Source organism: Pseudomonas sp. BF-R-26, from assembly GCF_019947395.1.
Lineage (GTDB): Bacteria > Pseudomonadota > Gammaproteobacteria > Pseudomonadales > Pseudomonadaceae > Aquipseudomonas > Aquipseudomonas farris.
The window spans coordinates 120,595-146,830 of the sequence record NZ_JAGYGK010000002.1 but is presented as its reverse complement, the minus strand read 5'-3'; the positions used below and the strand labels follow the sequence as shown (position 1 = coordinate 146,830).

Below are 26,236 nucleotides of genomic sequence, written 5' to 3'. Positions count from 1 at the left end.
CATTAAAAGCCCCTTAAAGTGCAGCTTAGCCAGAATAGACGAGCGCACCGGATGCAATTTTGGCCTTGCTCCGCTAGCATTAGCCGCTTCTGTTCCTTCGTTGCGACGGTTTTCGATGAGTTATCAGGTTCTTGCACGTAAATGGCGTCCGCGCTCGTTCGGCGAAATGGTCGGCCAGACCCATGTGCTCAAGGCTCTGATCAATGCCTTGGACAGCCAACGGCTGCACCACGCGTACCTTTTTACCGGTACCCGCGGGGTTGGCAAGACCACCATCGCGCGGATCATCGCCAAATGCCTGAACTGTGAAACAGGTATCACTTCAACCCCCTGTGGCGAGTGCTCGGTGTGCCGCGAAATCGATGAAGGCCGCTTCGTCGACCTGATCGAGATCGACGCCGCGAGCCGGACCAAGGTCGAAGACACCCGCGAACTGCTCGACAACGTGCAGTACGCACCGAGCCGCGGGCGCTTCAAGGTCTACCTGATCGACGAAGTGCACATGCTCTCCAGCCATTCGTTTAATGCGCTGTTGAAAACCCTTGAAGAGCCGCCGCCTTACGTCAAGTTCATCCTGGCGACCACCGATCCGCAGAAACTTCCTGCAACGATTCTGTCGCGTTGCCTGCAGTTCTCCCTGAAGAACATGACCCCGGAACGGGTGGTCGAGCATCTGACCCACGTGCTGAGCGTCGAGAACGTGCCGTTCGAAGACGACGCGCTGTGGCTGCTGGGCCGCGCCGCCGACGGTTCGATGCGCGACGCCATGAGCCTGACCGATCAGGCCATTGCTTTCGGTGAAGGCAAGGTCATGGCCGCCGACGTGCGGGCCATGCTCGGTACTCTCGATCACGGCCAGGTCTACGACGTCCTGCATGCGCTGATCGAAGGCGACGCCAAGGCATTGCTCGAAGCCGTGCGCCATCTGGCCGAACAAGGCCCGGACTGGAACGGCGTGCTCTCGGAAATTCTCAATGTGCTGCACCGTGTCGCCATCGCCCAGGCCCTGCCTGAAGGCGTCGACAACGGTCATGGTGACCGTGATCGCGTATTGGCTCTGGCCCAGGCATTGCCGGCTGAAGACGTGCAGTTCTATTACCAGATGGGCCTGATCGGTCGCCGGGACTTGCCGCTGGCGCCGGACCCGCGCGGCGGTTTCGAAATGGTCCTGCTGCGAATGCTCGCGTTCCGGCCGGCAGACACTGCGGACGCGCCGAGGCAACCGCTAAAGACAGTGGGGATCAGCCAGGCCACAGTTGATTCCGCAAATTCAGTGGCTGCCGCGCCGGTTGTTGCGCCGGTAGTCGCTACGGCCGTTACACCGGCTCCTGTTGCGCCCGTGGTGGCGCCGGCCCCTGTCCCGGTAGCTGCGCCTGAGCCGGTCGCGCCCGTGGCTGTGCCCGTGGTCGCGCCTGAGCCTGAGCCCGAGCCCGAGCCTGTTGCCGAACCCGTAGCGGTCGAAGAAGTCGTCGATCTGCCGTGGAACGACCCGGTAGAGCCGGAAGTTGTCCAGCAGCCCGCGGTCGAGCCGGTGCTGGAAACGGCTGGCGAACAACCCGAATTGCCACCGATGCCCATGCCGACGCCGGACAGTGTGGTGCCGGACGCGCCGGAATGGGCCGCTGCGCCGATTCCGGAACCGTCCATGGCCGAAGTCGATGCCGCCACGCCTGGCATGGATCAGGACGACGAGCCGCCGCTGGACGAGGATTACATAGAGCCGGACATGGATTCGGCCTATAGCTATCTCGACGAACTGGCCAGCGAGCACACCGCCGAACCTGCGCCGGAACCCGAGCCAGAACCGGCCGCGATGCCGGCCACGGGTCTGGCCCTGCAATGGCTGGAGGTGTTCCCGAAACTGCCGGTGTCCGGCATGACCGCCAGCATCGCCGCCAACTGCACGCTGATCGCCGTCGATGGCGACAATTGGTTGTTGCACCTGGACCCGGCTCACAGCGCCTTGTTCAACGCGACACAGCAACGTCGCCTCAACGATGCACTGAACCAGTTCCACGGGCGCACGCTGACCCTGAGCATGGAGCTGATCAAGCCCGAGCAGGAAACCCCGGCTCAGGCCTCATCCCGCCGGCGTGCCAACCGTCAACGCGAGGCCGAGGAATCGATCCACGGCGATCCGTTCATCCAGCAAATGATGCAGCAGTTCGGGGCGGTGGTCCGTCACGATACTATTGAACCTGTCGAGGCCCTGGTCAGTCAGGACTAATAACTGAAGGCGCTTGGCCGCATTCGCCGGGCGCTGTTTTTATCCAAGTACTTTTGAGGTGATTCCCATGATGAAAGGTGGCATGGCCGGCCTGATGAAGCAGGCGCAGCAGATGCAGGAAAAAATGGCCAAGATGCAGGAAGAACTGGCCAACGCCGAAGTCACCGGTAAAGCCGGCGGCGACATGGTCACCGTGGTGATGACCGGTCGTCACGACGTCAAGCGCGTGACCATCGACCCAAGCCTGGTCGAAGGCCTGAGCGAAGACGACAAGGAAATGCTGGAGGCGGTATTCGCCGCAGCCGTAAACGACGCCGTGCGCAAGATCGAAGCCAACAGCCAGGACAAAATGTCCGGCGTGACCGCTGGCATGCAATTGCCACCGGGTATGAAACTGCCATTCTGATTCGCCAACGCGCATCGGATGGGTTACAAAAAAATGCCAGGCATCGCGCCTGGCATTTTTGTTTCTGTCTGTTGGAAGTATGGTGCCGGTGAGGCAGCCTTCGCGGGCAAGCCCGCTCCCACAGTGATCACCTGAATCCTGTGGGAGCGTGGCTTGCCCGCGATGAAATCACCTCGGTACAACTGACGAAACTTCGAACCCGACACCGCCACAAATGTCTGCTCCCTATACCGCTGAAATTCATCGATCAAGGAGACGCTCACATGCCACAAGCATTGACCCTCAACCAACGAATCGTTCTGGTGTCCCGCCCGGTGGGCGCGCCGACACCAGAGAATTTCCGCCTGGAACGGGTAGCACTGCCAGACCTGGCCGACGGTCAGGTGTTGCTCAAGACGCTTTATCTGTCGCTCGATCCCTACATGCGCGGTCGTATGAGCGACGCGCAGTCCTACGCTGCACCGATAGAAATCGACGAGGTGATGACCGGTGGGGCTGTCAGTCGTGTCGAACGCTCGCTGCATCCGAAATTCCATGAGGGTGATCTGGTGGTCGGCGTCACGGGGTGGCAAAGCCACAGCATCAGCGACGGGCGCAACATCATTCCGATCCCGTCCGGGCTGCAGAGTCCTTCGATGGCCCTGGGTGTACTGGGCATGCCCGGTATGACCGCCTACATGGGGTTGATGGACATCGGCCAGCCCAAGGAGGGCGAAACCCTGGTGGTAGCGGCTGCGTCCGGCGCGGTGGGTTCGGTGGTCGGCCAAGTGGCGAAGATCAAGGGCTTGCGAGTGGTCGGTGTGGCCGGTGGTGCGGACAAATGCCGCTACGTGGTCGAGGAGCTGGGCTTCGATGCCTGCATCGACCACAAGCGCCCGGATTTCGCCGAAGAGTTGGCGCTGGCCTGCTTCAAAGGCGTCGATATCTACTTTGAAAACGTCGGTGGCAAGGTGTTCGATGCGGTGCTGCCGCTGCTCAACCCCAAGGCGCGGATTCCTCTTTGCGGTCTGATTGCGTCCTACAACGCCAATGAAGCGCCTAGCGGGCCGGATCGCTTGCCTCAGTTGCAACGCACACTGCTGACCAAGCGCGTACGGATTCAGGGCTTCATTGTGTTCGATGACTACGGTGATCGTCAGCCGGAGTTCATCAGCGCCATGGCCCCGTGGGTGCGGGACGGCAAGGTGAAATTCCGTGAAGACGTGGTCGACGGTCTGGAGAACGCGCCCCAGGCATTCATCGGTCTGCTGGAGGGACGCAACTTCGGCAAACTGGTGGTGCGGGTCGCGCAGACTGAGTAATTGACGGTGCTATTTGACGCTAAACAGAGGCGCGGGTATAAACCGCGTCTCGTTGTTATGTCGGACTTTTCCCCATGAGCTTCAGCCCTTTGATTCGCCAACTGATCGATGCCCTGCGAATTTTGCCGGGTGTGGGTCAGAAAACTGCCCAGCGCATGGCGTTGCAACTGCTTGAGCGTGATCGCAGCGGCGGTTCGCGACTGGCCCAGGCGCTGAGCCAGGCCATGGAAGGAGTGGGCCACTGCCGCTTGTGCCGCACGCTGACCGAAGACGATCTGTGCCCGCAATGCGCTGATCCTCGCCGCGACGACACCTTGCTGTGTGTGGTGGAAGGTCCGATGGACGTTTACGCCGTGGAGCAGACCGGTTTTCGCGGTCGCTACTTCGTGCTCAAAGGCCATCTATCGCCCCTCGACGGGTTGGGGCCGGACGCCATCGGCATTCCACAATTGATGGCGCGGATCGAAGAGGCGGGTACGTTTGCCGAAGTCATCCTCGCCACCAACCCGACGGTGGAAGGCGAAGCCACGGCGCATTACATCGCCCAGTTGCTCAGCAACAAAGGCCTGATCGCCTCGCGCATCGCCCATGGTGTGCCGTTGGGTGGCGAGCTGGAACTGGTGGACGGCGGGACATTGGCGCATTCGTTTGCCGGGCGTAAGCCGATCTCGCTGTAACCGCATCAAAATCAAAAGATCGCAGCCTTCGGCGGCGCCCACAGGCGCGTAGGAGCTGCCGAAGGCTGCGATCTTTTGATCTTCCGCGACTCCTTCTATTGAAAACCAAGCAAGCGCTCGGTTAACTTCGCTGAACCTTCAGTGGAGCTCGCCGATGCCTGCCTTTCAGGAATACTTCGATCCCAGCCACCAATTGGTCCGCGACAGCGTCAGACGTTTCGTCGAGCGCGAGATTCTTCCGGACATCGACCAGTGGGAAGAAGCCGAAAGCTTCCCCCGTGAGCTCTACCTGAAGGCCGGCGCGGCGGGGATTTTGGGCATTGGTTATCCAGAAGCCTTGGGTGGCAGTCACGAAGGTGATGTGTTCGCCAAAATCGCTGCCAGTGAAGAGCTGATGCGCTGCGGTTCCGGTGGTCTGGTCGCGGGGCTGGGCTCGCTGGACATTGGTTTGCCGCCGATCCTCAAGTGGGCCAGGTCCGAAGTCCGCGATCGCGTTGTGCCTCAGGTGCTCGCAGGCGAGAAGATCAGCGCCCTGGCCGTCACCGAGCCCAGCGGCGGCTCCGACGTCGCCAACCTGCAAACCCGCGCCATACGTGACGGCGACTTTTACCGGGTCAGCGGCAGCAAAACCTTCATTACCAGCGGCGTTCGTGCGGATTTCTACACCGTCGCGGTGCGCACCGGCGAGCCGGGGTTTGGCGGCATCAGTTTGTTGCTGATCGAGAAGGGCACGCCCGGGTTCACCGTCGGTCGTCAGTTGAAAAAAATGGGCTGGTGGGCGTCGGACACCGCCGAACTGTTTTTCGATGATTGCCGAGTACCGGCGGGCCATCTGATCGGGGCCGAGAACATGGGCTTCGCCTGCATCATGGGCAACTTCCAGAGCGAGCGTCTGGCCCTGGCGCTGATGGCCAACATGACCGCGCAGTTGGCGCTGGAGGAGAGCCTGAAGTGGGCCCGTCAGCGTGAAGCCTTCGGCAAACCTATCGGCAAGTTCCAGGTGCTCAAGCACCGTCTTGCGGAAATGGCCACGGCGCTGGAGGTGTCACGGGAATTCACCTATCGCCAGGCGGCGAAAATGGCCGCGGGGCAGAGCGTGATCAAGGAGATTTCCATGGCCAAGAATTTCGCCACCGACACGGCTGATCGCATTACGACCGATGCGGTGCAGATTCTGGGCGGTCTGGGTTACATGCGTGAAAGTCTGGTGGAGCGGCTGTATAGGGATAACCGGATTCTGTCGATCGGCGGCGGGACGCGGGAAGTGATGAACGAGATCATCAGTAAGCAGATGGGGCTTTGAGTTTTGCGGTGTTGCGGCTGACGCCATCGCGGGCAAGCCCGCTCCCACAGGTCTCAGGTGATCCCTGTGGGAGCGGGCTTGCCCGCGATGACGTCAGTACAGACGCTGCTTATTTATCGGTAAGGGCAAACTGCGTCAGGCAAAAAGTAGGAATCCCCATGTCATCCAGCCGCTGCGAACCACCCAGCTCCGGCAAGTCAATGATCGCCGCCGCTTCATGCACTCGCGCGCCCATGCGCCGAATCAGGTTCGCCGCCGCGATCAGCGTGCCGCCGGTGGCAATCAGGTCATCGAACATCACCACCGCATCACCCTCACACAGGCTGTCGGCATGGACTTCGAGAAAGGCTTCGCCGTACTCGGTCTGATAACCCTCGGCCAGCACGTCGGCCGGCAATTTGCCCTGCTTGCGGAACAGCACCAGCGGTTTGTTCAACTGATAGGCCAGGATCGAACCGATCAGAAAGCCACGGGCATCCATGGCGCCAATGTGGGTGAAGTCCGCTTCGACGTAACGATGGGCAAAGCTGTCCATCACCAGGCGCAGGGCCGTGGGTGACTGGAATAATGGGGTAATGTCGCGAAAGATCACGCCCGGCTTGGGGAAGTCGATCACGGGGCGGATCAGGGATTTGATGTCGAAGGAGTCGAAGACCATCGTCGAGGTGTCCTGGCGGGCTGCAAACGTCGCAGTATAACGGCGGCTGAACCGTTTCGCTCAGCCGCCGTCGCCACGATCAGCCGTCGAGCGAGCCGCCGGCCAGGGCGCAGAGCTGGATCGGATCAAGGATGTGGATTTCCTTGCCTTCGGCGGCGATCAGTTCGTTTTGCTGGAAACGGGTGAACACCCGGGACACGGTTTCCACCGCCAGGCCCAGATAATTGCCGATTTCGTTGCGCGACATGCTCAACCGGAACTGGTTGGCCGAGAAGCCCCTGGCGCGGAAACGGGCCGACAGGTTGACCAGGAACGTGGCGATGCGCTCGTCGGCGGTTTTCTTCGACAGCAGCAACATCATCTGCTGATCGTCGCGAATCTCGCGGCTCATCACCCGCATCAACTGACGGCGCAGTTGTGGCAGTTGCAGGGCCAGTTCGTCGAGGCGATCGAAAGGAATTTCGCACACCGAGGTGGTTTCCAGGGCTTGCGCCGAGACCGGGTGCTTTTCAGTGTCCATGCCCGACAGGCCGACCAGTTCACTCGGCAAATGGAAACCGGTGAGCTGCTCTTCGCCGCCATCGCTCAGGCTGAAAGTCTTCAGGGCGCCGGAGCGTACTGCATAAACGGAATCGAACGTGTCGCCCTGGCGAAACAGGAACTCGCCTTTTTTCAGCGGGCGACCACGTTTGACGATATCGTCCAGCGCATCCATGTCTTCCAGATTCAGAGAAAGTGGCAGGCAGAGGGGGGCCAGGCTGCAATCCTTGCAATGGGCCTGGCTATGAGCGCGCAGCTTTACTGGCTCGGACATTTCTTTAATCCTTGTGGGAAAACACACATAAGCTGTAAGGGTAACCCACGGGAGGACATTCAGGCACGCGGCGATTTTGTCGCAGGGTCATAAAATAAACGTTTCGCAGACCGGCCAGTGAGCTGATGGCTAGATAACCCGTGAAAACCGCTGGCGATTTTGCTGTTCCAGGTACGCGTCGAACACCATGCACACCGAACGCACCAGCAATCGTCCGGCGGGCAGTACGGTAATCCGTTCGTTATCAAGTTCGATCAGTCCGTCGTCGGCCATTCCCTGCAACTGTGGCCAGAGTTCGCCGAAGTAACCCCGAAAGTCGATGTTGAAGGCTTGTTCGATCTGGGCGAATTCCAGGCCGAAAGTGCAGATCAGTTGTTGGATGACGGCACGTCGCAGGCGGTCATCGGCGTTGCACAGCAGGCCACGGCTGGTGGCCAGCTGTGCGCTGGCCAACGCATTCTGGTACTGGTTCAGATCACTGCTGTTCTGGCAGTACAAATCGCCGATCTGGCTGATCGCCGATACCCCCAGACCGATCAAATCGCAATGACCGTGGGTGGTATAGCCCTGGAAGTTACGTTGCAGGGTCGATTCTTCCTGAGCAATCGCCAGTTCATCGTCGGGCAGCGCAAAGTGGTCCATGCCGATATATCGATAACCGGCCTTGGTCAGCTGCTCGATGGTTCCCTGGAGCATTTCCAGTTTTTGCGCCGGGGTCGGCAGTTCGTCGCTGTTGATCCGCCGTTGCGGCATGAAGCGTTCCGGCAGATGGGCGTAGTTGAACACCGAGAGCCGATCCGGTTGCAGGCTGATGACTTCGTCGATGGTGCGGGCGAAGTTTTCGGGCGTCTGCTTCGGCAGGCCGTAGATCAAGTCGATGTTGATCGAGCGAAATTGCAGGGTCCGGGCAGCGTCGATCACCGCGCGGGTTTCTTCCAGGCTTTGCAGGCGATTGACCGCCCGTTGTACCGCCGGGTCGAGGTCTTGCAGGCCGATACTGACCCGGTTGAAGCCCAGTTCCCGGAGCAGGCCCATGGTCGACCAATCAGCCTCGCGAGGGTCGATCTCGATGCCGTAGTCGCCGGAATCGTCGTCCAGCAAATTGAAATGCTTGCGCAGCTGAGCCATCAACTGGCGCAGTTCGTCATGGCTGAGAAAGGTCGGCGTGCCGCCGCCGAAATGCAGTTGCTCGACTTTCTGCGAGGGGTCGAGATGACAGGCAATCAACTGGATTTCCTGTTCCAGGCGCTGCAAATAGGGCAGGGCGCGGCCACGGTCCTTGGTGATGACTTTGTTGCAGGCGCAGTAGTAGCAAATGTTCGCACAGAACGGCACGTGCACATACAGCGACAGCGGCCGCAGGGCTTTACGGCTGTCGCGCAGGGCATGAAACAGGTCGAAGGTGCCGACCTGGCTGTCGAATTGCACGGCGGTCGGGTACGAGGTGTAGCGCGGTCCCGCCAGGTCATAACGGCGGATCAGATCTGTGTCCCAACGAATGGCGTCGAGCATGCGGGCATTCCCCCGAGATAGGCTGGCATGTGGGCGAGTCTAGGGAGAAGTGCGCAAAGGCATCTTGATTTGCATCAAGGGTCGGGATTTGTGGTGCTGGTACCGGCCCCATCGCGGGCAAGCCCGCTCCCACAGGGTCTTTGTTTGGATCACAGAATTGAGGTAATCCTCAAGTCCTGTGGGAGCGGGCTTGCCCGCGATGGGGCCACCGCCGATCTAATGCCCCATGAGCCAATGTTGATGCGGCCCAGGCAAGGTCCAGATGCCGAACATCATCACCAGCAAGCCACCTGTCATGCGTACGCTGCGTTTGCGCAACAACCCCGTGACGCGCTCGGCCGCCAGCCCTGTGGCGAGCAGCACCGGCCAGGTGCCCAGCCCGAATGCCAGCATCAGCAACGCACTGTCCAGCGCATTGCCCTGGCTCGCCGACCACAGCAATGTGCTGTAAACCAACCCGCACGGCAGCCAGCCCCAGAGTGCGCCCAGCAGCAGGGCGCGGGGCAGGTTCGACACTGGCAGTAGTTTGTTGGCCACCGGCTGGATATGCCGCCACAGGCCACGGCCGAGGCTTTCGATGCGGGTCAGGCCGCTCCACCAGCCGGCCAGGTACAGCCCCATGACGATCAGCAGCAGTCCGGCGAGGATGCGCATGAACATCGCCGCCGGGCTATTGGCCACGGCCCAGCCGGCCAGACCGATCAGCAGGCCGGCCGCGGCGTAGCTGAGAATTCGCCCCAGGTTGTAGGCCAGCAACAATCGAAAGCGTCGGCTGCGTTGCTCCTTGGGGATCGCCAGGGTCAGGGCGCCCATCAAGCCGCCACACATGCCCAGGCAATGCCCGCCGCCGAGCAGGCCGAGGATCAGCGCAGACACCAGCAGTGGCGCCAACTCAAGCATGGGGCGGCGCCTTGTCGTCCGGTTTGGCCGGATGGCCGCTGGCCTCGTCGACCGCTGCCTTGTGGTTCGGGTCCTGATCGTCGAACAGGATGCTGTGGGCCGGGCCGTCGAGGTCGTCGTACTGACCGCTGTCGACTGCCCAGAAGAAGATATAGATAGCGATGGCCACGATCAGCAGCGCGGCCGGGATCATCACGTAGAGAGCTGGCATCTGGACTCCATGCCTGCGCGGTTCAGGCCGGCAGCGGGCGGGTTTCTGGCGTGGTGCTGACGGCCGGCGCGCTCGGCAAGCGAGTCAGGCGCAGGGCATTCAACACCACGGTCAACGAACTGATCGACATGCCGACCGCAGCCCATACCGGAGTGATCCAGCCGAGGGCGGCGAACGGCAACATGAGGCCATTGTACAGCGCCGCCCACAGCAAGTTCTCGATGATGACCCGACGGGTGCGACGGGCCAGGCTGAAGGCTTGCACCAGCGCGTCGAGACGGTTCGACAGCAGCACCGCGTCGGCACTGGTTTTCGCCAGATCGGTGGCCGAACCCATCGCCACGCTGATGTCGGCGGCGGCCAGCACCGGTACATCGTTGACCCCGTCACCGAGCATCAACACCTTGCGACCTTCCTTGTGCAGCTGTTGCAGCACCTGCAGTTTATCGTCCGGACGCAAACCGCCACGGGCCTCGTCGATGCCCAGTTCGGCAGCGACGCTGGCGACCATCGGCGAGCTGTCGCCGGACAGCAGCAGCGTGCGCCAACCACGAGCCTTGCACGCTGCGAGCAGGGCGGGCGCGTCGGCGCGCAAACGGTCATCGAGTACGAACCACGCCAGCGGCCCTTGACTGTCGCCGAGCAACAGCCATTGGCCGGCCTCATCGGGCATTACTGGCACTTGAGCGTCGCTGAGTTCGCAGACAAAACCCGGTTGGCCAATGCGCAGGCGTTGTGCGCCGACCAACCCTTCCAGACCCAGGCCCGGTGTGCTGTGAACTTCTTCGGCGGCCAGCGGTGCGCGGCCAAAAGCCCGGGCAATCGGGTGCTCGGAGCGGTTTTCCAAAGCGGCGGCGAGGCTCAGGCATTGATCGCTGGTCAGGGGGCCAAGCGGGCGGATCGAACGCAAGGCCAGGCGACCTTCGGTGAGGGTGCCGGTCTTGTCGAATATCACCGTGTCGATCTGGTTCAGGCCTTCCAGCACATGACCGCGCGTCAACAAAAGACCGAGCTTGTGCAGCGTTCCAGTGGCGGCGGTGAGGGCGGTTGGCGTGGCCAGCGACAAGGCGCACGGGCACGTCGCAACCAGCATCGCCAGGACGATCCAGAAGGCTCGCGAAGAATCCAGTTCCCACCACAGCAGGCCGATGGCGGCCACCGCGATAAGTGACAACAGCAAAAACCATTGGGCGGCGCGGTCGGCGATTTCCGCCAGTCGCGGCTTTTCGGCTTGGGCGCGATCGAGCAGGCGGACGATGGCCGACAGTCGGGTGTCCTGTCCCAGCGCCAGGACTTCCACGGTCAGCGCACCTTCGACGTTCAAGGTGCCGGCGGTGACGGCATCGCCCGGGGTTCGTGGCTGTGGCAGATATTCGCCGGTCAGCAGGGATTCGTCGATGCTCGATTGACCGTCGAGGATTTTGCCATCGGCCGGCAGAATTGCTCCGGGATGCACCAGCACCTGATCGCCCACGCGCAACTCACTGAGCAGAATCCGCTCGCTCTGGCCATCAGCACTCAGCCGCAGGCAAGAGGCGGGCAACAGATTGACCAGCTGTGCGGTCGCGGCGGCGGTGCGTTCCCGGGCACGACGTTCCAGATAACGCCCGGCCAGCAGGAATAGCGCGAACATCCCTACCGCATCGAAATACAGCTCGCCAACCCCGGTGATTGAGGTCCAGATCCCGGCGATATAGGCACTGCCGATCGCCAGCGACACCGAGACGTCCATGGTCAGGTGACGGGTGCGCAGATCGCGCATCGCGCCCTTGAAGAACGGCGCGCAGCTGTAAAACACGATCGGGGTGGTCAGAAACAGCGCGACCCAGCGCAGGATGGTGTGCAGTTCTGGGCTGAGGTCGATGTTGAATTCCGGCCAGGTGGCCATGGTCGCCATCATCGCCTGGAACCACAGCAGCCCGGCGACACCGAGTTGACGCAGGGCCAGGCGGTTTTCGCTGGCCAGTTGTTCGCTGGCGCGGTCGGCCTGATAAGGGTGGGCGGCGTAACCGATGTGGCGCAATTCGCTGAGCACTTGGCTCAATGGCAATTGCGCGTCGGCCCAGCGTACATGCAGGCGATGGTTGGACAGATTCAGGCGTGCTTCGGCCACCGCTGGCAAGGCGCGCAGGTGTTTCTCGATCAACCAGCCGCAGGCGGCGCAACTGATGCCTTCCATCAACAGGGTGGTTTCGGCGAGTTCGCCTTCGTGGCGAACAAAAGGTTGCTGCACGTCGGCGCGGTCGTAGAGTTCCAACTCGTCCACCAACTGTACCGGCAAGGCTTCGGGGTTGGCCGAGGCTTCACTGCGATGCTGGTAATAGCTTTCCAGCCCACCGGCCACGATGGCCTCGGCCACTGCCTGGCAACCCGGGCAGCAGAACTCGCGGGTATCCCCGAGGACGGCGGCGGTGAAGCGGCTGCCGGCCGGGACGGGCAGGGCGCAGTGGTAGCAGGGGGTAGGAGTACTCATGAGCTGGAATCTATATCGTCCGGGAGGGCCTCATCGCGAGCAGGCTCGCTCCCACATTTGATCGATGTCGTGCACAAAATTCATGTACACCGCAGATCTACTGTGGGAGCGAGCCTGCTCGCGATGCGCGAATCGCGACTTTATTTTTTCAGGTCTTCCGCACCCTGCAGCGGCTCATCACCGAGCAGCAGATCCTTGGCATGGCTGACCTGTTCTTCTTCGAACATGCGCCAGATCTTGTCATCCTGCACGCCCAGCAATTCGACGAAGCGACGACCTTCAATCCTGTCGCTCAACTGGCCGATGTAGCGGCCCTGTTCGGTTTCGCTGCGGGCCAGGGTGATCTTGCGATCTTTCTCTGGCTGGGTTGGCGAAATCAGGTTCAGCTCAAGGGTTTTCGGCTGGCTGTTGCCGCTCAGGCGCAGGTCGACTTCGCCGGTTACGTCATCCAGGTGCACGCTGGCACGCAGTTGCAGGGTCTGGGCCAGCAGTTCGCGGTCCAGCGAACGGTTAATGCCCTTGCCGGCTTCGTAATAGTTGTCGTTGACCAGGTTGTCCGGGTTGTTCACCGCGATGGTCACCATCGACAGGGTCAAGGTCACCGAGCAGGCCAGGATGGCGATGATGATCCACGGCCAAAGATGCTTGTACCAAGGACTTGCGGCAGTTGCTGCGGGCATGATCACTTCTCTCAACGAATTTGTGGGCCGATGAATCGGCTCTTGGCTTCAACGTGGACGTTGGCGTCATCGGCATCCTTGAGGATGAATTTCACCTCGTTGGTGCTCGACGGCAGTTGTTCCGGTGCGCTGGACAGTTCGACTGGCTGGCTGAAAATCTCCCCGGCGGCGACTTTGATCTCGCGCTTGCCTTGCAGCTTGAGATCCGGCAGGCCGGTGGCTTCCAGCACGTACGTATGGTCGCGCTGGTCCTTGTTCATGATCTTCAGGCTGTAGACGTTTTCGATCCGGCCTTCGGCGTTCTCACGGTACAACACGCGGTCTTTGCTGACGTCGAAACCGACCAGCGAACGCATGAAGAACGCGGTCATCAGCAACGCGATCATCGCCAGCAGCACCGTGGCATAGCCGATCAGGCGCGGACGCAGTTTATTGGTTTTTTGCCCCGACAGGTTGTGCTCGGTGGTGTAGCTGATCAGGCCGCGCGGGTAATCCATCTTGTCCATGATGCTATCGCAGGCGTCGATACACGCCGCGCAGCCGATGCATTCGACTTGCAGGCCGTCGCGAATGTCGATGCCGGTGGGGCAGACCTGGACGCACATGGTGCAGTCGATGCAATCGCCCAGGCCCTGAGCCTTGTAATCAATGCCTTTCTTGCGCGGCCCACGGCTTTCGCCACGACGCGGGTCGTAGGAGACGATCAGCGTGTCCTTGTCGAACATCACGCTCTGGAAGCGTGCGTACGGGCACATGTAAATACATACCTGCTCACGCAGCCAGCCGGCGTTGCCGTAGGTGGCGAGGGTGAAGAAACCGACCCAGAAATACGACCAGCCATCGGCCTGGCCGGTGAAGAAATCGAGCACCAGTTCGCGAATTGGCGAGAAGTAACCGACGAAGGTCATGCCGGTCACGAAACCGATCAGCAGCCACATCGTGTGCTTGCTGAATTTGCGCAAGAATTTGTTGGCGCCCATCGGCGCCTTGTCGAGCTTGATGCGCTGGTTGCGGTCGCCTTCGGTGACTTTTTCGCACCACATGAAGATCCAGGTCCAGACGCTTTGCGGGCAGGTGTAGCCGCACCAGACTCGACCGGCATACACGGTGATGAAGAACAGGCCAAAGGCACTGACGATCAGAATACCTGAGAGCAGGATGAAATCCTGAGGCCAGAAGGTCGCGCCAAAAATGAAGAATTTACGTTCCGGCAGGTTCCACCAGACGGCCTGATGACCGCCCCAGTTCAGCCACACCGTGCCGAAATACAGCAGAAACAGCCCGGCACCGCCGATCATCCGCAGGTTGCGGAACAGGCCGGTGAAGGCGCGGGTGTAGATCTTTTCTCGAGAGGCGTAGAGGTCGACGCTGTTGTTTGCGTTCTTGGCAGGCGGAGTAACGTCGTGTACCGGAATCTGATTGCTCATCATTGCATCCCACGGCAGTGGAAAAATGCCCCGGTCAGTACGTGCCGACCGCGGTCAAAAAGAGGTGTTGCAGTGGCGCAATGATACGCCTGTAGCTCTAGCGCAAGGGTGCGACCTTTGGTCGCGTTGGGAGAAATCAATTGATGGTGTAATGACTTGAATCAATTGACTTGTGAATTATGGACGGTTTTGCAGGGGCGGCGAACTCATTCGTCCCATGGATTGACATCAGGACAGATGCACGGGGCGATGGATGATAGTGGCGCGCTCGGTTTCGAACTCGATGTCTGCCGCTTCTGGCATCACCAACAAATCGACCATGTTGGCGTTTATGCCAGTCAGTTTTTGGTACTCCTCAATGCTTAGCAGTACGTGAGCAGGCTTGCCACGGTCGGTGATGACAACCCCGGCTCATGACGCGTGGCTTTTTTGGCACTACTTGTGTCCTGGTTGAATTCACGACTGGAAATGGTGGTGATGGCCATGCGTAGGCTCCTGAAAATGCCGATGTAGAAACGTTGTTACCCTGCTCGTGATCCAGCAAGTTGAAATTATTGTGCTCAACCCAGCCTTGCCGGGTCACCCGCTTCGGAGATCGCGACCTTCAACCCTGTCGGCTTGAATGCAAACGGCCCCATCAGATGAGGGGCCGTTTTTGTAGCTTCAGTAAATGTTTGATGGGCCGTGCCGGGGATCAGGGCAGCCTGCCGCCTCCCAGGCTATCCAGTCCACTGCCGGTATCACGTTTTCTATCCACGCCATCTGCGTCATCCAGGTCAGTTATGTCGGCGAAAGACCTGATTCGGGTATTTTTCGCGCCTGCACCTGTCGCTGAGTCTTCAGGTTTAACGTCTACAGCGTCCTGAAGCGCTGGTTCAATGTCGTCGTGCAGGCAGGGAGAGGGCTGATGAAGTGGCATGTTGTCGTCATTCTTTGACATGTGGTTCTTCCATGAAAGTTGGCCCTGACGTTGATCATCGGGGTGGGAATGAACGCTACAGGGCACTGAAATTCGAGTCTATTAAGCATTTGTCTCAAGTTATGAGCACATTGCTGAAACAAAAAAGGCCCCGCTAATTTTCATTAGCGGGGCCTTTTTTGTTTCAGGCGTTTGCCTTACTGGGCATTCGCGTCCGCTGCCTTCTCACCGTGAGAGAGGCTGTAGACGTAAGCGGCCAGCAGGTGAACCTTGTCGTTGCCTTGCAGCTGTTCTTGCGCAGGCATCTGGCCCTGACGGCCGTAACGGATGGTCTGCTGCAGTTGAGCGAAGCTCGAACCGTAGATGAACGCCGCCGGGTGGGTCAGGTCAGGGGCGCCCATTGCTGGGGTGCCTTTACCTTGCGGGCCATGGCACGCCACGCAGTTGGCGGCGAACAGTTTCTGGCCGGCAACCGGATCGGCCTTGGTGCCTTCCGGCAGCTTGCGGCCATCCAGGTTGGTCAGCACGAACGCGGCAACGTCAGCAACGCCTTGTTCGCCGATCACTGCAGCCCAGGCCGGCATCACGGCATGACGACCGCCCATGATGGTGGTCTTGATGGTTTCCGCTTCACCGCCCCAGCGCCAGTCGGCGTCGGTCAGGTTAGGGAAACCGTAGGCGCCTTTGGCGTCGGAACCGTGGCAGACCGAGCAGTTGGAGGCGAACAGGCGGCCACCCATCTTCAGGGCTTGCGGGTCTTTGGCGACTTCTTCGATCGGCATGGAAGCAAACTTGGCGAAGATCGGGCCGAACTTGGCGTCCGACCTGAGCATTTCCTTTTCCCATTCGTGAACGCCGGTCCAGCCAGTCTGGCCGTTGGCGAACGCGGTCTGCTTCTCGTTATCGAGGTAGTTGTAACCCGGCAACAGGCCTTTCCAGTTACCCAGGCCCGGGTACAGCACCAGATAGCCGAGGGCGAAGATGATGGTGCCCACGAACAGCATGAACCACCATTTCGGCAGCGGGTTGTCATACTCCTCGATCCCGTCGAAGGAGTGGCCGACCGTTTCATCGGTGGATTCGCTGCGCTGGCCCTTGCGGGTGGACAGCAGCAGCCAGGTCAGGGCGAAGATGGTGCCGAGACTGAGGACTGTGACGTACAGACTCCAGAACGTAGTCATTCTTTGTTACTCCTAGAAGCTTGCTCGACGTGCTTGATGGCTTCGGGATCATCCGCGAAAGGCAGCAAGGTCGCGTCTTCAAACTCCGACTTGCGCTTGGGGCTGAACACCCATAGCGCCAGACCGATGAAGGCCACCATCACAACAACGGTGCCCAGGCCACGAATCATCCCGATATCCATCTAAATCACCGTTTGCTTTTGATGATGGTGCCCAGGCCTTGCAGATAGGCCACCAGCGCGTCCATTTCGGTTTTGCCCTTCACAGCATCCTTGGCGCCGGCGATGTCTTCGTCGGTGTAAGGGACGCCGAGCGTGCGCAAGACTTCCATTTTCTTGGCAGTGTCTTTGCCGTCGAGCTTGTTTTCCACGAGGAACGGGTAGGCTGGCATTTTCGACTCAGGCACTACGTTGCGCGGGTTGTACAAGTGCGCACGCTGCCAGTCATCGGAGTAACGACCGCCGACACGAGCCAGGTCCGGACCGGTACGCTTGGAACCCCACAGGAACGGGTGGTCCCAAACGCTTTCACCGGCGACCGAGTAGTGGCCGTAACGTTCGGTTTCAGCACGGAACGGGCGGATCATCTGCGAGTGGCAGCCGACACAACCGTTGGCGATGTACACGTCGCGGCCTTCCAGCTCAAGGGCGGTGCGAGGCTTCATGCCCTCGACCGGCTTGTTGGTGACGTCCTGGAAAAACAGCGGAACGATTTGAGTCAGGCCGCCGATGCTGACGGCGATAACCATGAAGAAGGCCAGCAGGCCAATATTCTTCTCGACTGCTTCATGCTTCATCAGTGAGCTCCAACTACAGCAATCTGTTCAGCAGCTTTGGCTTCAGCCGGGTTCGAGGCACGTACGGTACGCCATACGTTGTAGGCCATGAACAGCATGCCGCTGGCGAAGAACGCACCGCCCAGGGCGCGAACGATGAAACCAGGATGGCTGGCTTGCAGCGCTTCAACGAACGAGTAGGTGAGGGTGCCGTCGTCGTTGATTGCACGCCACATCAGACCCTGGGTGATGCCGTTGACCCACATCGAGGCGATGTACAGAACGGTACCGATGGTCGCGAGCCAGAAGTGCGTATTGATCAGGCCGATGCTGTGCATCTGCACACGACCGAACAGTTTCGGGATCATGTGGTAGATCGCGCCGATCGAAATCATCGCTACCCAGCCAAGAGCGCCGGCGTGTACGTGGCCGATGGTCCAGTCGGTGTAGTGCGACAGCGAGTTGACGGTCTTGATGGCCATCATCGGGCCTTCGAAGGTCGACATGCCGTAGAACGCCAGCGATACCACGAGGAAACGCAGGATCGGGTCGGTGCGCAGCTTATGCCAGGCGCCCGACAGGGTCATCATCCCGTTGATCATGCCGCCCCAGCTTGGTGCCAGCAGGATGATCGACATCGCCATGCCCAGGGACTGAGCCCAGTCCGGCAATGCGGTGTAGTGCAGGTGGTGCGGACCGGCCCAGATGTACAAGGTGATCAGCGCCCAGAAGTGCACGATCGACAGACGATAAGAGTAGATCGGACGCTCGGCCTGCTTCGGAACGAAGTAGTACATCATCCCCAGGAAGCCGGTGGTCAGGAAGAAACCTACCGCGTTGTGGCCGTACCACCACTGGATCATCGCATCAGTCGCACCCGAGTAAGCCGAGTAGGACTTGAAGAAACTGACTGGCAGGGACGCGTGGTTGACGATGTGCAGCATCGCGGTCACGACGATGAAGGCACCGTAGAACCAGTTACCGACATAGATGTGCTTGGTCTTGCGCTTGACGATGGTGCCGAAGAACACCAGACCGTAGGTGACCCAGACAATGGCCAGCAGAATAGCCAGAGGCCATTCCAGTTCCGCGTATTCCTTGGTGGTAGTGAAACCCATCGGCAAGGTAACGATCGCACCGACGATCACTGCTTGCCAACCCCAGAAGGTGAAGGCCGCGAGGCTGTCGGAAATCAGTCGCGTTTGGCAGGTTCGCTGCACGACGTAATAGGAAGTGGCAAACAGAGCACAACCACCGAAGGCGAAAATCACCAGGTTGGTGTGCAGCGGGCGCAGGCGTCCAAAGCTCGTCCATGCCAGACCGAAGTTCAACTCCGGCCAGACCAGTTGCGAGGCGATGAAGACACCGAGCCCCATGCCAAGGATCCCCCAGACCACCGTCATGATGGCGAACTGGCGGACTACCTTATAGTTATAAGCAGTCGGACTGATTGCTGTGCTCATTCTAAGGTTCCACGGTTTGGGTGTTTTATTAGGAGTAAAAATCGGCCGCAAGTATGTAGAAAGCGGGGGGTCATTGCAACGCGCCATGACGTGGGTCAATGCTTTCAAAAGCTGATTCTGCGGCCTTTCCATGCGCCGCGTAAGGACAAAATTGCCCTCGGACAAAATGTCGCAACGGATGAAAGAGGCGAGGGGTTCAGGTCAGTTGTAACGGGGTATGTTCAAACACGACGATCGGGTAACAGAGGGCAACGGGGACGATAGCCGGTGTCTACCAGCCTTTGCGGCCTGTCATCGAGCAAATTCGTCGAACACATCGGGTTGAATCGACCTGGAACCGGCGCTGGCCAGTCCGCATCGCTGGGAAGCTTAGACCTGAATCCGGCGAACCGAAAGGAAGACCTAGGGAGGGTGCGACAATGCGTCGCAAAGGGGCAGGGAACTGCCGCATCCGGGTGAATGCGGCGTTGCGCGGACGAGATTTATTCGCTTTTGCCTTCAGCCTGTAAACGCTCGGTGCTCAGGCCTTGAGACAGGCTGTACACGTAAGCGGCCAGCAATTGCACCTTGTCGTTGCCGAGCAGTTCGTTCTGCGCCGGCATATGGCCTTGGCGGCCATGACGAATCGTTTGTTGCAGTTGCGCCAGGCTTGTACCGTAGATAAATCCGGCCGGTTGCGTCAGATTCGGCGCTCCCATGGCTTCAGTGCCCTGGCCGTTTACCCCATGACAGGCTACGCAGGTGGTGCTGAACGATTGCTGTCCAGCGCGCAGGTCGGCTGTGCTGCCTTCCGGCAAGGGCAAGCCGGCCAGTTCATGACGTACGTAAGCGGCGACGTTCTTCACGCCGGCATCGCCGAGGATTTCACCCCAGGCCGGCATTGCGGCCATGCGACCGCCCATGATTGTCGTTTTGATCATTTCGGCATCGCCGCCCCAGCGCCAGTTGCTGTCGGCCAGGTTCGGGAAGCCAAACGCGCCCTTGGCATCCGAGCCGTGGCACACCGAGCAATTGGATGCAAACAGGCGACCGCCCATTTTCAGTGCTAGCGGGTCCTTGGCTACTTCTTCGATGGGCATGGCAGCAAATTTGGCGAAGATCGGCCCGAACTTCGCGTCAGCCTTGTTCATCTCCTTTTCCCATTCGTGGACACCGGTCCAGCCGTCCTCATAACCGGGCAATATGCCTTTCCAGTTGCCAAGGCCCGGGTAAAGCACCAGATAGCCGACGGCAAACACCAAGGTTGCGGCGAACAGCATGAACCACCACTGCGGCAGCGGGTTGTCATACTCCTCGATGCCGTCGAAGCTGTGGCCCATGGTCTGGTCGGTGCTGCCCTTGGTTTCCCCTCGGCGCGTACCGATCAGCAGCCAGGTCAGGCCGATCAGGCTGCCGATGGTCAGTACGCAGATCCACGTACTCCAGAAGGTGGTCATGGCCGGGTACTCCTTGTGGCGGATTCTTGTTGGGTGCTGTTTTCCGATTGCGGCTCGTCGGCGAACGGCAGCAGACGCGCTTCGGCGAACTCCGGATTGCGCTTGCTGTTGAACACCCACAGCGTCAGGCCGACGAAGGCCACGAACACCACGACCGTGCCCAGGCCGCGGATCATTCCACTGCTCATTTCGCTTACTATTTCAAAGGGCATGGACATGGCTCACCTCTTGCTCTTGATGGCAGTGCCGAGCACTTGCAGGTAGGCGACCAGCGCGTCCATTTCGGTTTTGCCCTGGAGCGAGGCGACGCTGCCGGCGATGTCGTCGTCGGTGTAGGGCACGCCGAGGGTGCGCATGGCGCGGATCTTGGTTTCGGTGTGGCTGCTATCGACCTTGTTGTCGACCAGCCACGGGTAGGCCGGCATTTTCGACTCAGGCACTACGTTGCGCGGGTTGTACAAATGCGCGCGGTGCCAGTCTTCGGAGTAGCGACCGCCGACGCGGGCCAGGTCAGGTCCGGTCCGTTTCGAACCCCAAAGGAACGGGTGATCCCAGACACTTTCCCCTGCCACCGAGTAGTGGCCATAGCGCTCGGTCTCGGCGCGGAACGGGCGGATCATTTGCGAGTGGCAACCGACGCAGCCTTCGCGAATGTAAATGTCGCGACCTTCCAGTTGCAACGCGGTGTAGGGCTTCATGCCTTCCACCGGTTTATTGGTCACGTCCTGAAAGAACAGCGGGACGATCTGGGTCAGGCCGCCGATGCTCACGGCGAACACCATCAGCAACATCAGCAGGCCGACGTTTTTCTCGATTGTTTCGTGTCTCATGGCGGACTCCTCAGGCGATCTGCGCGGCAGCGGCGGCTTCGGCGGGCTGCGAGGCCCGAACGGTGCGCCAGGTGTTGTAAGCCATCAGGAACATGCCACTGAGGAAGATCGCGCCGCCCACCAGTCGCACGACGAAGCCTGGGTGGCTGGCCACCAGGGTTTCGACGAAGGAGTAGGTCAGCGTGCCGTCTTCGTTGACGGCGCGCCACATCAGGCCCTGGGCGATGCCGTTGACCCACATCGACGCGATGTACAGCACGGTGCCGATGGTCGCGAGCCAGAAGTGCGCGTTGATCAGGCCGATGCTGTGCATCTGCGTGCGGCCGAAGATTTTCGGAATCATGTGGTACAGCGCACCGATGGAAATCATCGCCACCCAGCCGAGCGCGCCGGCATGAACGTGGCCAATGGTCCAGTCGGTGTAGTGGGAGAGGGCGTTGACCGTCTTGATCGCCATCATCGGCCCTTCGAAGGTCGACATGCCGTAGAACGCCAGCGACACCACGAGGAAGCGCAGGATCGGGTCGCTGCGCAACTTATGCCAGGCGCCCGAGAGCGTCATCATCCCGTTGATCATCCCGCCCCAGCTCGGCGCCAGCAGGATCAGTGACATCACCATGCCCAACGACTGTGCCCAGTCCGGCAGCGCGGTGTAGTGCAAGTGGTGCGGGCCGGCCCAGATGTACAGGGTGATCAGCGCCCAGAAGTGCACGATGGACAGGCGATAGGAATACACCGGACGCTCGGCCTGTTTCGGCACGAAGTAGTACATCATCCCGAGGAAGCCGGCGGTGAGGAAAAAGCCTACGGCGTTGTGTCCATACCACCACTGCACCATGGCATCGGTCGCACCGGCGTACACCGAGTAGGACTTGGTGAAGCTCACCGGCAGCTCAAGGTTGTTGACGATGTGCAGGATCGCCACGGTGATGATGAATCCACCGAAGAACCAGTTACCGACATAGATGTGTTTGGTCTTGCGCTGCATGATTGTGCCGAAGAACACGACGGCATAGGCAACCCAGACGATGGTGATCAGGATGTCGATCGGCCATTCCAGCTCGGCGTATTCCTTGGAACTGGTGTAACCCAGTGGCAGGCTGATGGCCGCCAAGAGAATCACAAGCTGCCAGCCCCAGAAGCAGAACGCCGCAATTGCGGGAGCAAACAAACGGGTCTGGCAAGTACGTTGCACCGAATAGAAAGAACTGGCGAACAAGGCACAACCGCCGAAGGCAAAGATCACCGCGTTAGTATGCAGCGGGCGCAGACGGCCGAAGCTGGTCCACGGCAGGTTGAAGTTGAGTTCAGGCCAGACCAATTGGGCGGCGAGAAAAACCCCGAGCCCCATGCCGACGATGCCCCACACCACCGTCATAATGGCGAATTGGCGGACCACCTTGTAGTTGTAGGCGGTACTGATAGAAGTGTTCATGGTTCCCCATCCACGGTTCAGCCGAAGTGAGGGCGTTTGCGCAAGGCAACGCTCCCTTCGCCTGGAGTTATAGGCAGACTAAAAGCGAGGCAAGCATGGGCAAAGAGCACAAGGCCAGTATTGACGGGGATCAATGGGCGCAGTGTGTGCGGGATCATGGATGGTTGTGGAATGCCGCCACAGCGCCGGCTTCGGCAACGCTGATTCTCGCTCACGGCGCCGGTGCGCCGATGGACAGTGGCTGGATGAGCGACATGGCTGCGCGCCTTGCTGCGCATGGGGTCAACGTGCTGCGTTTCGAGTTTCCCTACATGGCGCAACGGCGTATCGATGGCGGTAAACGTCCCCCGAACCCGGCACCCAAACTGCAGGAATGCTGGCGTGAGGTGTATGCCGTGGTGCGACGCCATGTCGCTGGGCGCCTGGCCATCGGTGGCAAGTCCATGGGCGGGCGGATGGCGAGTTTGTTGGCCGATGAGTTGGGCGCGGATGCGCTGGTGTGCCTGGGGTATCCGTTTTATGCGGTGGGCAAACCGGAGAAGCCGCGGGTCGAGCATCTGGCGGCGCTGAAGACCCGGACGTTGATCGTGCAGGGTGAACGGGATGCGTTGGGCAGTCTGGCGGCCGTCGAGGCTTACACGTTGGCGCCGAGTATCGAGGTGTTCTGGCTGGCGGCAGGGGACCATGATTTGAAGCCGTTGAAGGCTTCGGGGTTTACGCATGAGCAGCATTTGGCGGCTGCGGCGGGGAAGGTGTCCGAGTTTCTCCAGTGAGATTTGCAGTGCCAGTTCGGGCCTCTTCGCGGGCAAGCCAGCTCCCACAGGGTTTCGAGTCGATCCCAAAATCCCGCCACACCACAGTTCACTGTGGGAGCGGGCTTGCCCGCGATGGCGGCCTCACAGGCAACAAATTTTCAAGGGGATAATAAAAAACCGGACGCTTTCGCCGTCCGGTTTTTTTTGCCTTCAAGCGCTATCAGCGATTAAACCGCTCCACCAACGAATACTGGGTATTCGCGGTCTTGGTCAGTTCTTCACTCAACAGCGCCGAGTGCTGTGCCTGTTCCGAGGTCTGGTCAGCCAGTTGTGAGATGTTGCTGATGTTGCGGCTGATTTCTTCGGCCACTGCGCTTTGCTCTTCGGTGGCTGCAGCGATCTGGGTGGTCATGTCGGTGATGTTGGCCACCGCTTCGCTGATGCCCACCAGCGCCTGGTCCGCTTCCAACACTCGCGCCACACCTTCTTCGGCCTGGCGATGTCCGGCTTCCATGGTTTGTACCGCGGTGCTGGCGGTTTGCTGCAACTTGGCGATCAGGGCGTGAATCTGCCCGGTGGATTCGCTGGTGCGTTGCGCCAGTTGACGCACTTCGTCGGCCACCACCGCAAAACCACGACCCATCTCACCGGCGCGAGCCGCTTCAATCGCGGCGTTCAAGGCCAGCAGGTTGGTCTGGTCGGCGATGCCTTTGATCACATCGACCACGCCGCCGATTTCGTCGCTGTCTTTGGCCAGTTGCGTGACCGTCAGGCCGGTTTCACCGACCACCACCGACAGACGTTGAATGGCTTCGCGGGTTTCCCCGGCGATGTCGCGACCGCGACCGGTCAGGCGATTGGCTTCCTGAGTGGCGTCAGCGGTGCGCTGCACGTGGCTGGCGACTTCCTGAGTGGTAGCGGCCATCTGATTCACAGCGGTCGCCACTTGCTCGGTTTCGACGCGTTGACGTTCCAGGCCAGTGGAGCTGTTGTGGGCCAGGGCGTCGGACTGTTTCGCTTGTTCGGTCAGGTGTTCGGCAGTGTCCTGCAAACGGGTCAAACAGGTTTTCAGGCGTGCTTCCTGACTGAGGATCGACATCTCCAGGCGTGCCTGGGCACCACGGCTGTCGGTGTACATCTGCGCGATCAGCGGATCGGACGTGGTCTGTTCGGCCAGACGCAGCAAACGCTTGATACCGCGCTGTTGCCAGCTCAAACCCATCAAGCCCAACGGCACCGAAAGGCCGGCGGCGAGGGCGAAGCCCCATTGGGACGTCAGGGTGGCGCCGATCATGAAGCTCAACTGGCTGACCAGAATGAACGGCAGCCAGTCCTGAAGCACCGGCAGCCATTTGTCTGTAGAGGGAATCGCAGACTTGCCCTGATTGATGCGTAGGTAGAGCGCTTCGGCGCGGCGGATCTGCTCGGCGGTGGGTTTGACCCGCACCGACTCGTAACCGATCACCTGATTGCCGTCGAACACGGGTGTGACATAGGCGTTAACCCAGTAGTGGTCACCGGCCTTGCAGCGATTCTTGACAATGCCCATCCATGGCAAGCCTTGTTTCAGTGTGCCCCACATGTGCGCGAACACCGCAGCCGGGACGTCGGGGTGACGGACCAGGTTATGCGGCGCACGGAGCAGTTCCTCACGAGAAAACCCGCTGATTTCGACGAAGGCGTCGTTGCAGTAGGTGATCACGCCCTTGGCATCGGTGGTGGAAATCAACCGTTGCTGAGCCGGGAAGGTCCGTTCGCGTTGTGTAATGGGCTGGTTGTTACGCATGGCTTTTTCAATCCGCAAGGCTTTGACGGGGTATCGGCATCGTCAGGCATTTATTGAAATGTTTTTTTCATAAATCAGTGACGTGTCGCAAAACGACCATTGCGTCAGCCGGCGAGCATCGGATAAGTGAACAGCCCGAAATGCAGCAGATTCAAACCAAAGTGGGTGGCGATGGCCGCCCCCAATCCACCGAAACGGTAGGCCAGGCCATAACCGACACCCGCGAGGCCCGCCAACAACACCCATTGCCAGCCAGCGCCCAGATGAACGAGGCCGAACAGCATTGATGCGAGCAACAAGGCGAGATTTTCGCCATAAGGCAGGTGTTTGAACTGCCGGCTCAGGCCGCCCTGGATGTAGCCGCGAAACAACGCTTCTTCTACCAGCGTCACCAGCAACAGATTGTTCAGTACCCACAACCAGGACTCATCCGGCCACTTCGGTGCCCAACTGATCACGCCCAGCAATAGCGCGCCACCCAAGGCCAGCACAGCGCTTACGGTCAGGGCGAGGGCGGTGGCATAAACGGACAGCCGCAACGAGCGCCGGCCGACAATCCATGGACAAACCAGCAACAGCCAGAAGCCGATCAGAGGTTTGTCCTGATTCAGGTACATCGCAAACGGCACCGCATCGTCGGTGAAACGTTGGGGATCAATGGCGCGACCATTGAAGAAACCGGGAAGCCAGTGCATTGCCAGCGCCACCGCCAGGACGATGAACAAGCCGTGGCCGAGATAGCGGCCAATGGGAACGTGTTGTTGGCGAACCGCGAAACCGGCGAACAGCAGCAACGCGAAGGAGATACCAGCGAGCCAACCGAGATGGCCATAGATCAACGCCAGGCCGTAGCCAATGGAGAGAAGTGCCAGATAAGTCCATGGCAGAGCGATCATGTTAAGTCCTTGTTTCAGAGATTCTGCGGATTGCCTAAGTCCCTGTGGGAGCCCTGTGGCGAGGGGGCTTGCCCCCGTTGGGCTGCGAAGCAGTCCCCAAATCTCTGATTACCAAAGATCTTGTGAGTGCTACGCCCTCAAACGGGGGCAAGCCCCCTCGCCACAGGTCCC

Annotated in this window: 25 protein-coding genes and 1 pseudogene; 6 read left to right on the top strand and 20 right to left on the bottom strand. The window is 60.2% G+C overall.

Going from position 1 to position 26,236, the window contains the following annotated elements:
- Nucleotides 1–115 precede the first annotated feature (115 nt).
- The 5 genes from dnaX to KGB18_RS02835 all read left to right on the top strand — a co-directional run bounded on the left by dnaX (nucleotide 116) and on the right by KGB18_RS02835 (nucleotide 5,914).
- Nucleotides 116–2,227, top strand: a complete 2,112-nt coding sequence (gene dnaX, locus KGB18_RS02855) for a DNA polymerase III subunit gamma/tau (RefSeq protein ID WP_201059278.1) — start codon at nucleotides 116–118, stop codon at nucleotides 2,225–2,227.
- A gap of 67 nt (nucleotides 2,228–2,294) precedes the next feature.
- Nucleotides 2,295–2,633, top strand: a complete 339-nt coding sequence (locus tag KGB18_RS02850) for a YbaB/EbfC family nucleoid-associated protein (RefSeq protein WP_007905413.1) — start codon at nucleotides 2,295–2,297, stop codon at nucleotides 2,631–2,633.
- A gap of 263 nt (nucleotides 2,634–2,896) precedes the next feature.
- Nucleotides 2,897–3,934 (top strand): NADP-dependent oxidoreductase, encoded by a 1,038-nt coding sequence (locus KGB18_RS02845; protein WP_123720854.1) that lies wholly within the window; start codon nucleotides 2,897–2,899, stop codon nucleotides 3,932–3,934.
- Between the two features lie 74 nt (nucleotides 3,935–4,008).
- Nucleotides 4,009–4,611, top strand: coding sequence for a recombination mediator RecR (recR, locus tag KGB18_RS02840; RefSeq protein WP_008075173.1), 603 nt, complete (start codon nucleotides 4,009–4,011; stop codon nucleotides 4,609–4,611).
- A 154-nt stretch (nucleotides 4,612–4,765) separates the two neighbouring features.
- Nucleotides 4,766–5,914, top strand: coding sequence for an acyl-CoA dehydrogenase family protein (locus tag KGB18_RS02835; protein WP_123720855.1), 1,149 nt, complete (start codon nucleotides 4,766–4,768; stop codon nucleotides 5,912–5,914).
- A gap of 109 nt (nucleotides 5,915–6,023) precedes the next feature.
- Here the strand turns inward: KGB18_RS02835 and KGB18_RS02830 are convergent, their stop codons facing one another.
- From KGB18_RS02830 to ccoN (KGB18_RS02745), 18 genes and pseudogenes are all read right to left on the bottom strand, one after another.
- Complete coding sequence (locus KGB18_RS02830) at nucleotides 6,024–6,572, bottom strand: adenine phosphoribosyltransferase (protein WP_223569351.1); 549 nt, start codon at nucleotides 6,570–6,572, stop codon at nucleotides 6,024–6,026.
- A 79-nt stretch (nucleotides 6,573–6,651) separates the two neighbouring features.
- Entirely contained in the window at nucleotides 6,652–7,386 is a 735-nt protein-coding gene (gene fnr, locus KGB18_RS02825) for a fumarate/nitrate reduction transcriptional regulator Fnr (protein ID WP_052965436.1), read from the bottom strand.
- Between the two features lie 129 nt (nucleotides 7,387–7,515).
- Nucleotides 7,516–8,898: an oxygen-independent coproporphyrinogen III oxidase gene (gene hemN, locus KGB18_RS02820; RefSeq protein WP_123720856.1), complete on the bottom strand. Its 1,383-nt coding sequence runs from the start codon at nucleotides 8,896–8,898 to the stop codon at nucleotides 7,516–7,518.
- A gap of 216 nt (nucleotides 8,899–9,114) precedes the next feature.
- Nucleotides 9,115–9,798 carry a sulfite exporter TauE/SafE family protein gene (locus KGB18_RS02815; RefSeq protein WP_201059270.1) on the bottom strand — a complete coding sequence of 228 codons (684 nt, stop codon included), beginning with the start codon at nucleotides 9,796–9,798 and terminating at the stop codon, nucleotides 9,115–9,117.
- Nucleotides 9,791–10,009, bottom strand: coding sequence for a cbb3-type cytochrome oxidase assembly protein CcoS (gene ccoS / locus KGB18_RS02810; protein WP_007905420.1), 219 nt, complete (start codon nucleotides 10,007–10,009; stop codon nucleotides 9,791–9,793). Before ccoS ends, KGB18_RS02815 begins: the two co-directional genes overlap by 8 nt.
- A gap of 22 nt (nucleotides 10,010–10,031) precedes the next feature.
- Entirely contained in the window at nucleotides 10,032–12,482 is a 2,451-nt protein-coding gene (locus KGB18_RS02805) for a heavy metal translocating P-type ATPase (RefSeq protein WP_223569350.1), read from the bottom strand.
- A gap of 140 nt (nucleotides 12,483–12,622) precedes the next feature.
- Nucleotides 12,623–13,162 carry a FixH family protein gene (locus KGB18_RS02800; protein WP_123720859.1) on the bottom strand — a complete coding sequence of 180 codons (540 nt, stop codon included), beginning with the start codon at nucleotides 13,160–13,162 and terminating at the stop codon, nucleotides 12,623–12,625.
- Between the two features lie 11 nt (nucleotides 13,163–13,173).
- Nucleotides 13,174–14,589 carry a cytochrome c oxidase accessory protein CcoG gene (gene ccoG / locus KGB18_RS02795; RefSeq protein WP_201059265.1) on the bottom strand — a complete coding sequence of 472 codons (1,416 nt, stop codon included), beginning with the start codon at nucleotides 14,587–14,589 and terminating at the stop codon, nucleotides 13,174–13,176.
- A gap of 228 nt (nucleotides 14,590–14,817) precedes the next feature.
- Nucleotides 14,818–15,074: pseudogene (locus KGB18_RS02790) on the bottom strand (type II toxin-antitoxin system Phd/YefM family antitoxin).
- Nucleotides 15,075–15,283: 209 nt separating this feature from the next.
- The gene (locus tag KGB18_RS02785) at nucleotides 15,284–15,529 is read right to left on the bottom strand and encodes a hypothetical protein (protein ID WP_123720861.1); all 246 of its coding nucleotides are present in this window, start codon (nucleotides 15,527–15,529) and stop codon (nucleotides 15,284–15,286) included.
- A 176-nt stretch (nucleotides 15,530–15,705) separates the two neighbouring features.
- A complete protein-coding gene (gene ccoP, locus KGB18_RS02780) occupies nucleotides 15,706–16,689 on the bottom strand; it encodes a cytochrome-c oxidase, cbb3-type subunit III (protein ID WP_123720862.1) in 984 nt (327 codons plus the stop codon).
- Entirely contained in the window at nucleotides 16,686–16,871 is a 186-nt protein-coding gene (locus tag KGB18_RS02775) for a CcoQ/FixQ family Cbb3-type cytochrome c oxidase assembly chaperone (RefSeq protein WP_003175465.1), read from the bottom strand. The genes ccoP (KGB18_RS02780) and KGB18_RS02775 overlap by 4 nt, the downstream gene beginning before the upstream one ends.
- A 5-nt stretch (nucleotides 16,872–16,876) precedes the next feature.
- The gene (gene ccoO / locus KGB18_RS02770) at nucleotides 16,877–17,485 is read right to left on the bottom strand and encodes a cytochrome-c oxidase, cbb3-type subunit II (RefSeq protein ID WP_009042961.1); all 609 of its coding nucleotides are present in this window, start codon (nucleotides 17,483–17,485) and stop codon (nucleotides 16,877–16,879) included.
- Nucleotides 17,485–18,927, bottom strand: a complete 1,443-nt coding sequence (gene ccoN, locus KGB18_RS02765) for a cytochrome-c oxidase, cbb3-type subunit I (protein WP_052965444.1) — start codon at nucleotides 18,925–18,927, stop codon at nucleotides 17,485–17,487. Before ccoN (KGB18_RS02765) ends, ccoO (KGB18_RS02770) begins: the two co-directional genes overlap by 1 nt.
- Nucleotides 18,928–19,409: 482 nt before the next feature.
- Nucleotides 19,410–20,363 (bottom strand): cytochrome-c oxidase, cbb3-type subunit III, encoded by a 954-nt coding sequence (gene ccoP / locus KGB18_RS02760; RefSeq protein WP_123720863.1) that lies wholly within the window; start codon nucleotides 20,361–20,363, stop codon nucleotides 19,410–19,412.
- Nucleotides 20,360–20,563: a cbb3-type cytochrome oxidase subunit 3 gene (locus KGB18_RS02755; protein ID WP_123360719.1), complete on the bottom strand. Its 204-nt coding sequence runs from the start codon at nucleotides 20,561–20,563 to the stop codon at nucleotides 20,360–20,362. Before KGB18_RS02755 ends, ccoP (KGB18_RS02760) begins: the two co-directional genes overlap by 4 nt.
- A gap of 21 nt (nucleotides 20,564–20,584) precedes the next feature.
- Nucleotides 20,585–21,193, bottom strand: a complete 609-nt coding sequence (gene ccoO, locus KGB18_RS02750; RefSeq protein ID WP_123720864.1) for a cytochrome-c oxidase, cbb3-type subunit II — start codon at nucleotides 21,191–21,193, stop codon at nucleotides 20,585–20,587.
- Nucleotides 21,194–21,203: 10 nt separating this feature from the next.
- Nucleotides 21,204–22,628 carry a cytochrome-c oxidase, cbb3-type subunit I gene (ccoN, locus tag KGB18_RS02745; RefSeq protein ID WP_123720865.1) on the bottom strand — a complete coding sequence of 475 codons (1,425 nt, stop codon included), beginning with the start codon at nucleotides 22,626–22,628 and terminating at the stop codon, nucleotides 21,204–21,206.
- Nucleotides 22,629–22,723: 95 nt separating this feature from the next.
- Between ccoN (KGB18_RS02745) and KGB18_RS02740 the strand changes: the two genes are divergently transcribed.
- Nucleotides 22,724–23,401: an alpha/beta family hydrolase gene (locus tag KGB18_RS02740; RefSeq protein WP_123720866.1), complete on the top strand. Its 678-nt coding sequence runs from the start codon at nucleotides 22,724–22,726 to the stop codon at nucleotides 23,399–23,401.
- Nucleotides 23,402–23,603: 202 nt separating this feature from the next.
- Here KGB18_RS02740 and KGB18_RS02735 read toward each other — a convergent pair whose 3' ends face one another.
- Nucleotides 23,604–25,169 carry a methyl-accepting chemotaxis protein gene (locus KGB18_RS02735; RefSeq protein ID WP_123720867.1) on the bottom strand — a complete coding sequence of 522 codons (1,566 nt, stop codon included), beginning with the start codon at nucleotides 25,167–25,169 and terminating at the stop codon, nucleotides 23,604–23,606.
- Between the two features lie 104 nt (nucleotides 25,170–25,273).
- Entirely contained in the window at nucleotides 25,274–26,065 is a 792-nt protein-coding gene (locus KGB18_RS02730; RefSeq protein WP_201059258.1) for a CPBP family intramembrane glutamic endopeptidase, read from the bottom strand.
- Nucleotides 26,066–26,236 lie beyond the last annotated feature (171 nt).

Bases quoted from the DNA above. Each gene is read 5' to 3' on its own strand.
- KGB18_RS02800 (WP_123720859.1), bottom strand. From the start codon at position 13,162: ATGCCCGCAGCAACTGCCGCAAGTCCTTGGTACAAGCATCTTTGGCCG.
- hemN (WP_123720856.1), bottom strand. From the start codon at position 8,898: ATGCTCGACGCCATTCGTTGGGACACAGATCTGATCCGCCGTTATGAC.
- fnr (WP_052965436.1), bottom strand. From the start codon at position 7,386: ATGTCCGAGCCAGTAAAGCTGCGCGCTCATAGCCAGGCCCATTGCAAG.
- dnaX (WP_201059278.1), top strand. From the start codon at position 116: ATGAGTTATCAGGTTCTTGCACGTAAATGGCGTCCGCGCTCGTTCGGC.
- ccoN (WP_052965444.1), bottom strand. From the start codon at position 18,927: ATGAGCACAGCAATCAGTCCGACTGCTTATAACTATAAGGTAGTCCGC.
- KGB18_RS02775 (WP_003175465.1), bottom strand. From the start codon at position 16,871: ATGGATATCGGGATGATTCGTGGCCTGGGCACCGTTGTTGTGATGGTG.
- KGB18_RS02815 (WP_201059270.1), bottom strand. From the start codon at position 9,798: ATGCTTGAGTTGGCGCCACTGCTGGTGTCTGCGCTGATCCTCGGCCTG.
- ccoO (WP_009042961.1), bottom strand. From the start codon at position 17,485: ATGAAGCATGAAGCAGTCGAGAAGAATATTGGCCTGCTGGCCTTCTTC.
- ccoP (WP_123720862.1), bottom strand. From the start codon at position 16,689: ATGACTACGTTCTGGAGTCTGTACGTCACAGTCCTCAGTCTCGGCACC.
- KGB18_RS02835 (WP_123720855.1), top strand. From the start codon at position 4,766: ATGCCTGCCTTTCAGGAATACTTCGATCCCAGCCACCAATTGGTCCGC.
- recR (WP_008075173.1), top strand. From the start codon at position 4,009: ATGAGCTTCAGCCCTTTGATTCGCCAACTGATCGATGCCCTGCGAATT.
- KGB18_RS02845 (WP_123720854.1), top strand. From the start codon at position 2,897: ATGCCACAAGCATTGACCCTCAACCAACGAATCGTTCTGGTGTCCCGC.
- KGB18_RS02805 (WP_223569350.1), bottom strand. From the start codon at position 12,482: ATGAGTACTCCTACCCCCTGCTACCACTGCGCCCTGCCCGTCCCGGCC.
- KGB18_RS02740 (WP_123720866.1), top strand. From the start codon at position 22,724: ATGGGCAAAGAGCACAAGGCCAGTATTGACGGGGATCAATGGGCGCAG.
- ccoO (WP_123720864.1), bottom strand. From the start codon at position 21,193: ATGAGACACGAAACAATCGAGAAAAACGTCGGCCTGCTGATGTTGCTG.
- ccoN (WP_123720865.1), bottom strand. From the start codon at position 22,628: ATGAACACTTCTATCAGTACCGCCTACAACTACAAGGTGGTCCGCCAA.
- ccoG (WP_201059265.1), bottom strand. From the start codon at position 14,589: ATGAGCAATCAGATTCCGGTACACGACGTTACTCCGCCTGCCAAGAAC.
- KGB18_RS02735 (WP_123720867.1), bottom strand. From the start codon at position 25,169: ATGCGTAACAACCAGCCCATTACACAACGCGAACGGACCTTCCCGGCT.
- KGB18_RS02830 (WP_223569351.1), bottom strand. From the start codon at position 6,572: ATGGTCTTCGACTCCTTCGACATCAAATCCCTGATCCGCCCCGTGATC.
- KGB18_RS02850 (WP_007905413.1), top strand. From the start codon at position 2,295: ATGATGAAAGGTGGCATGGCCGGCCTGATGAAGCAGGCGCAGCAGATG.
- ccoP (WP_123720863.1), bottom strand. From the start codon at position 20,363: ATGACCACCTTCTGGAGTACGTGGATCTGCGTACTGACCATCGGCAGC.
- ccoS (WP_007905420.1), bottom strand. From the start codon at position 10,009: ATGCCAGCTCTCTACGTGATGATCCCGGCCGCGCTGCTGATCGTGGCC.
- KGB18_RS02785 (WP_123720861.1), bottom strand. From the start codon at position 15,529: ATGTCAAAGAATGACGACAACATGCCACTTCATCAGCCCTCTCCCTGC.
- KGB18_RS02730 (WP_201059258.1), bottom strand. From the start codon at position 26,065: ATGATCGCTCTGCCATGGACTTATCTGGCACTTCTCTCCATTGGCTAC.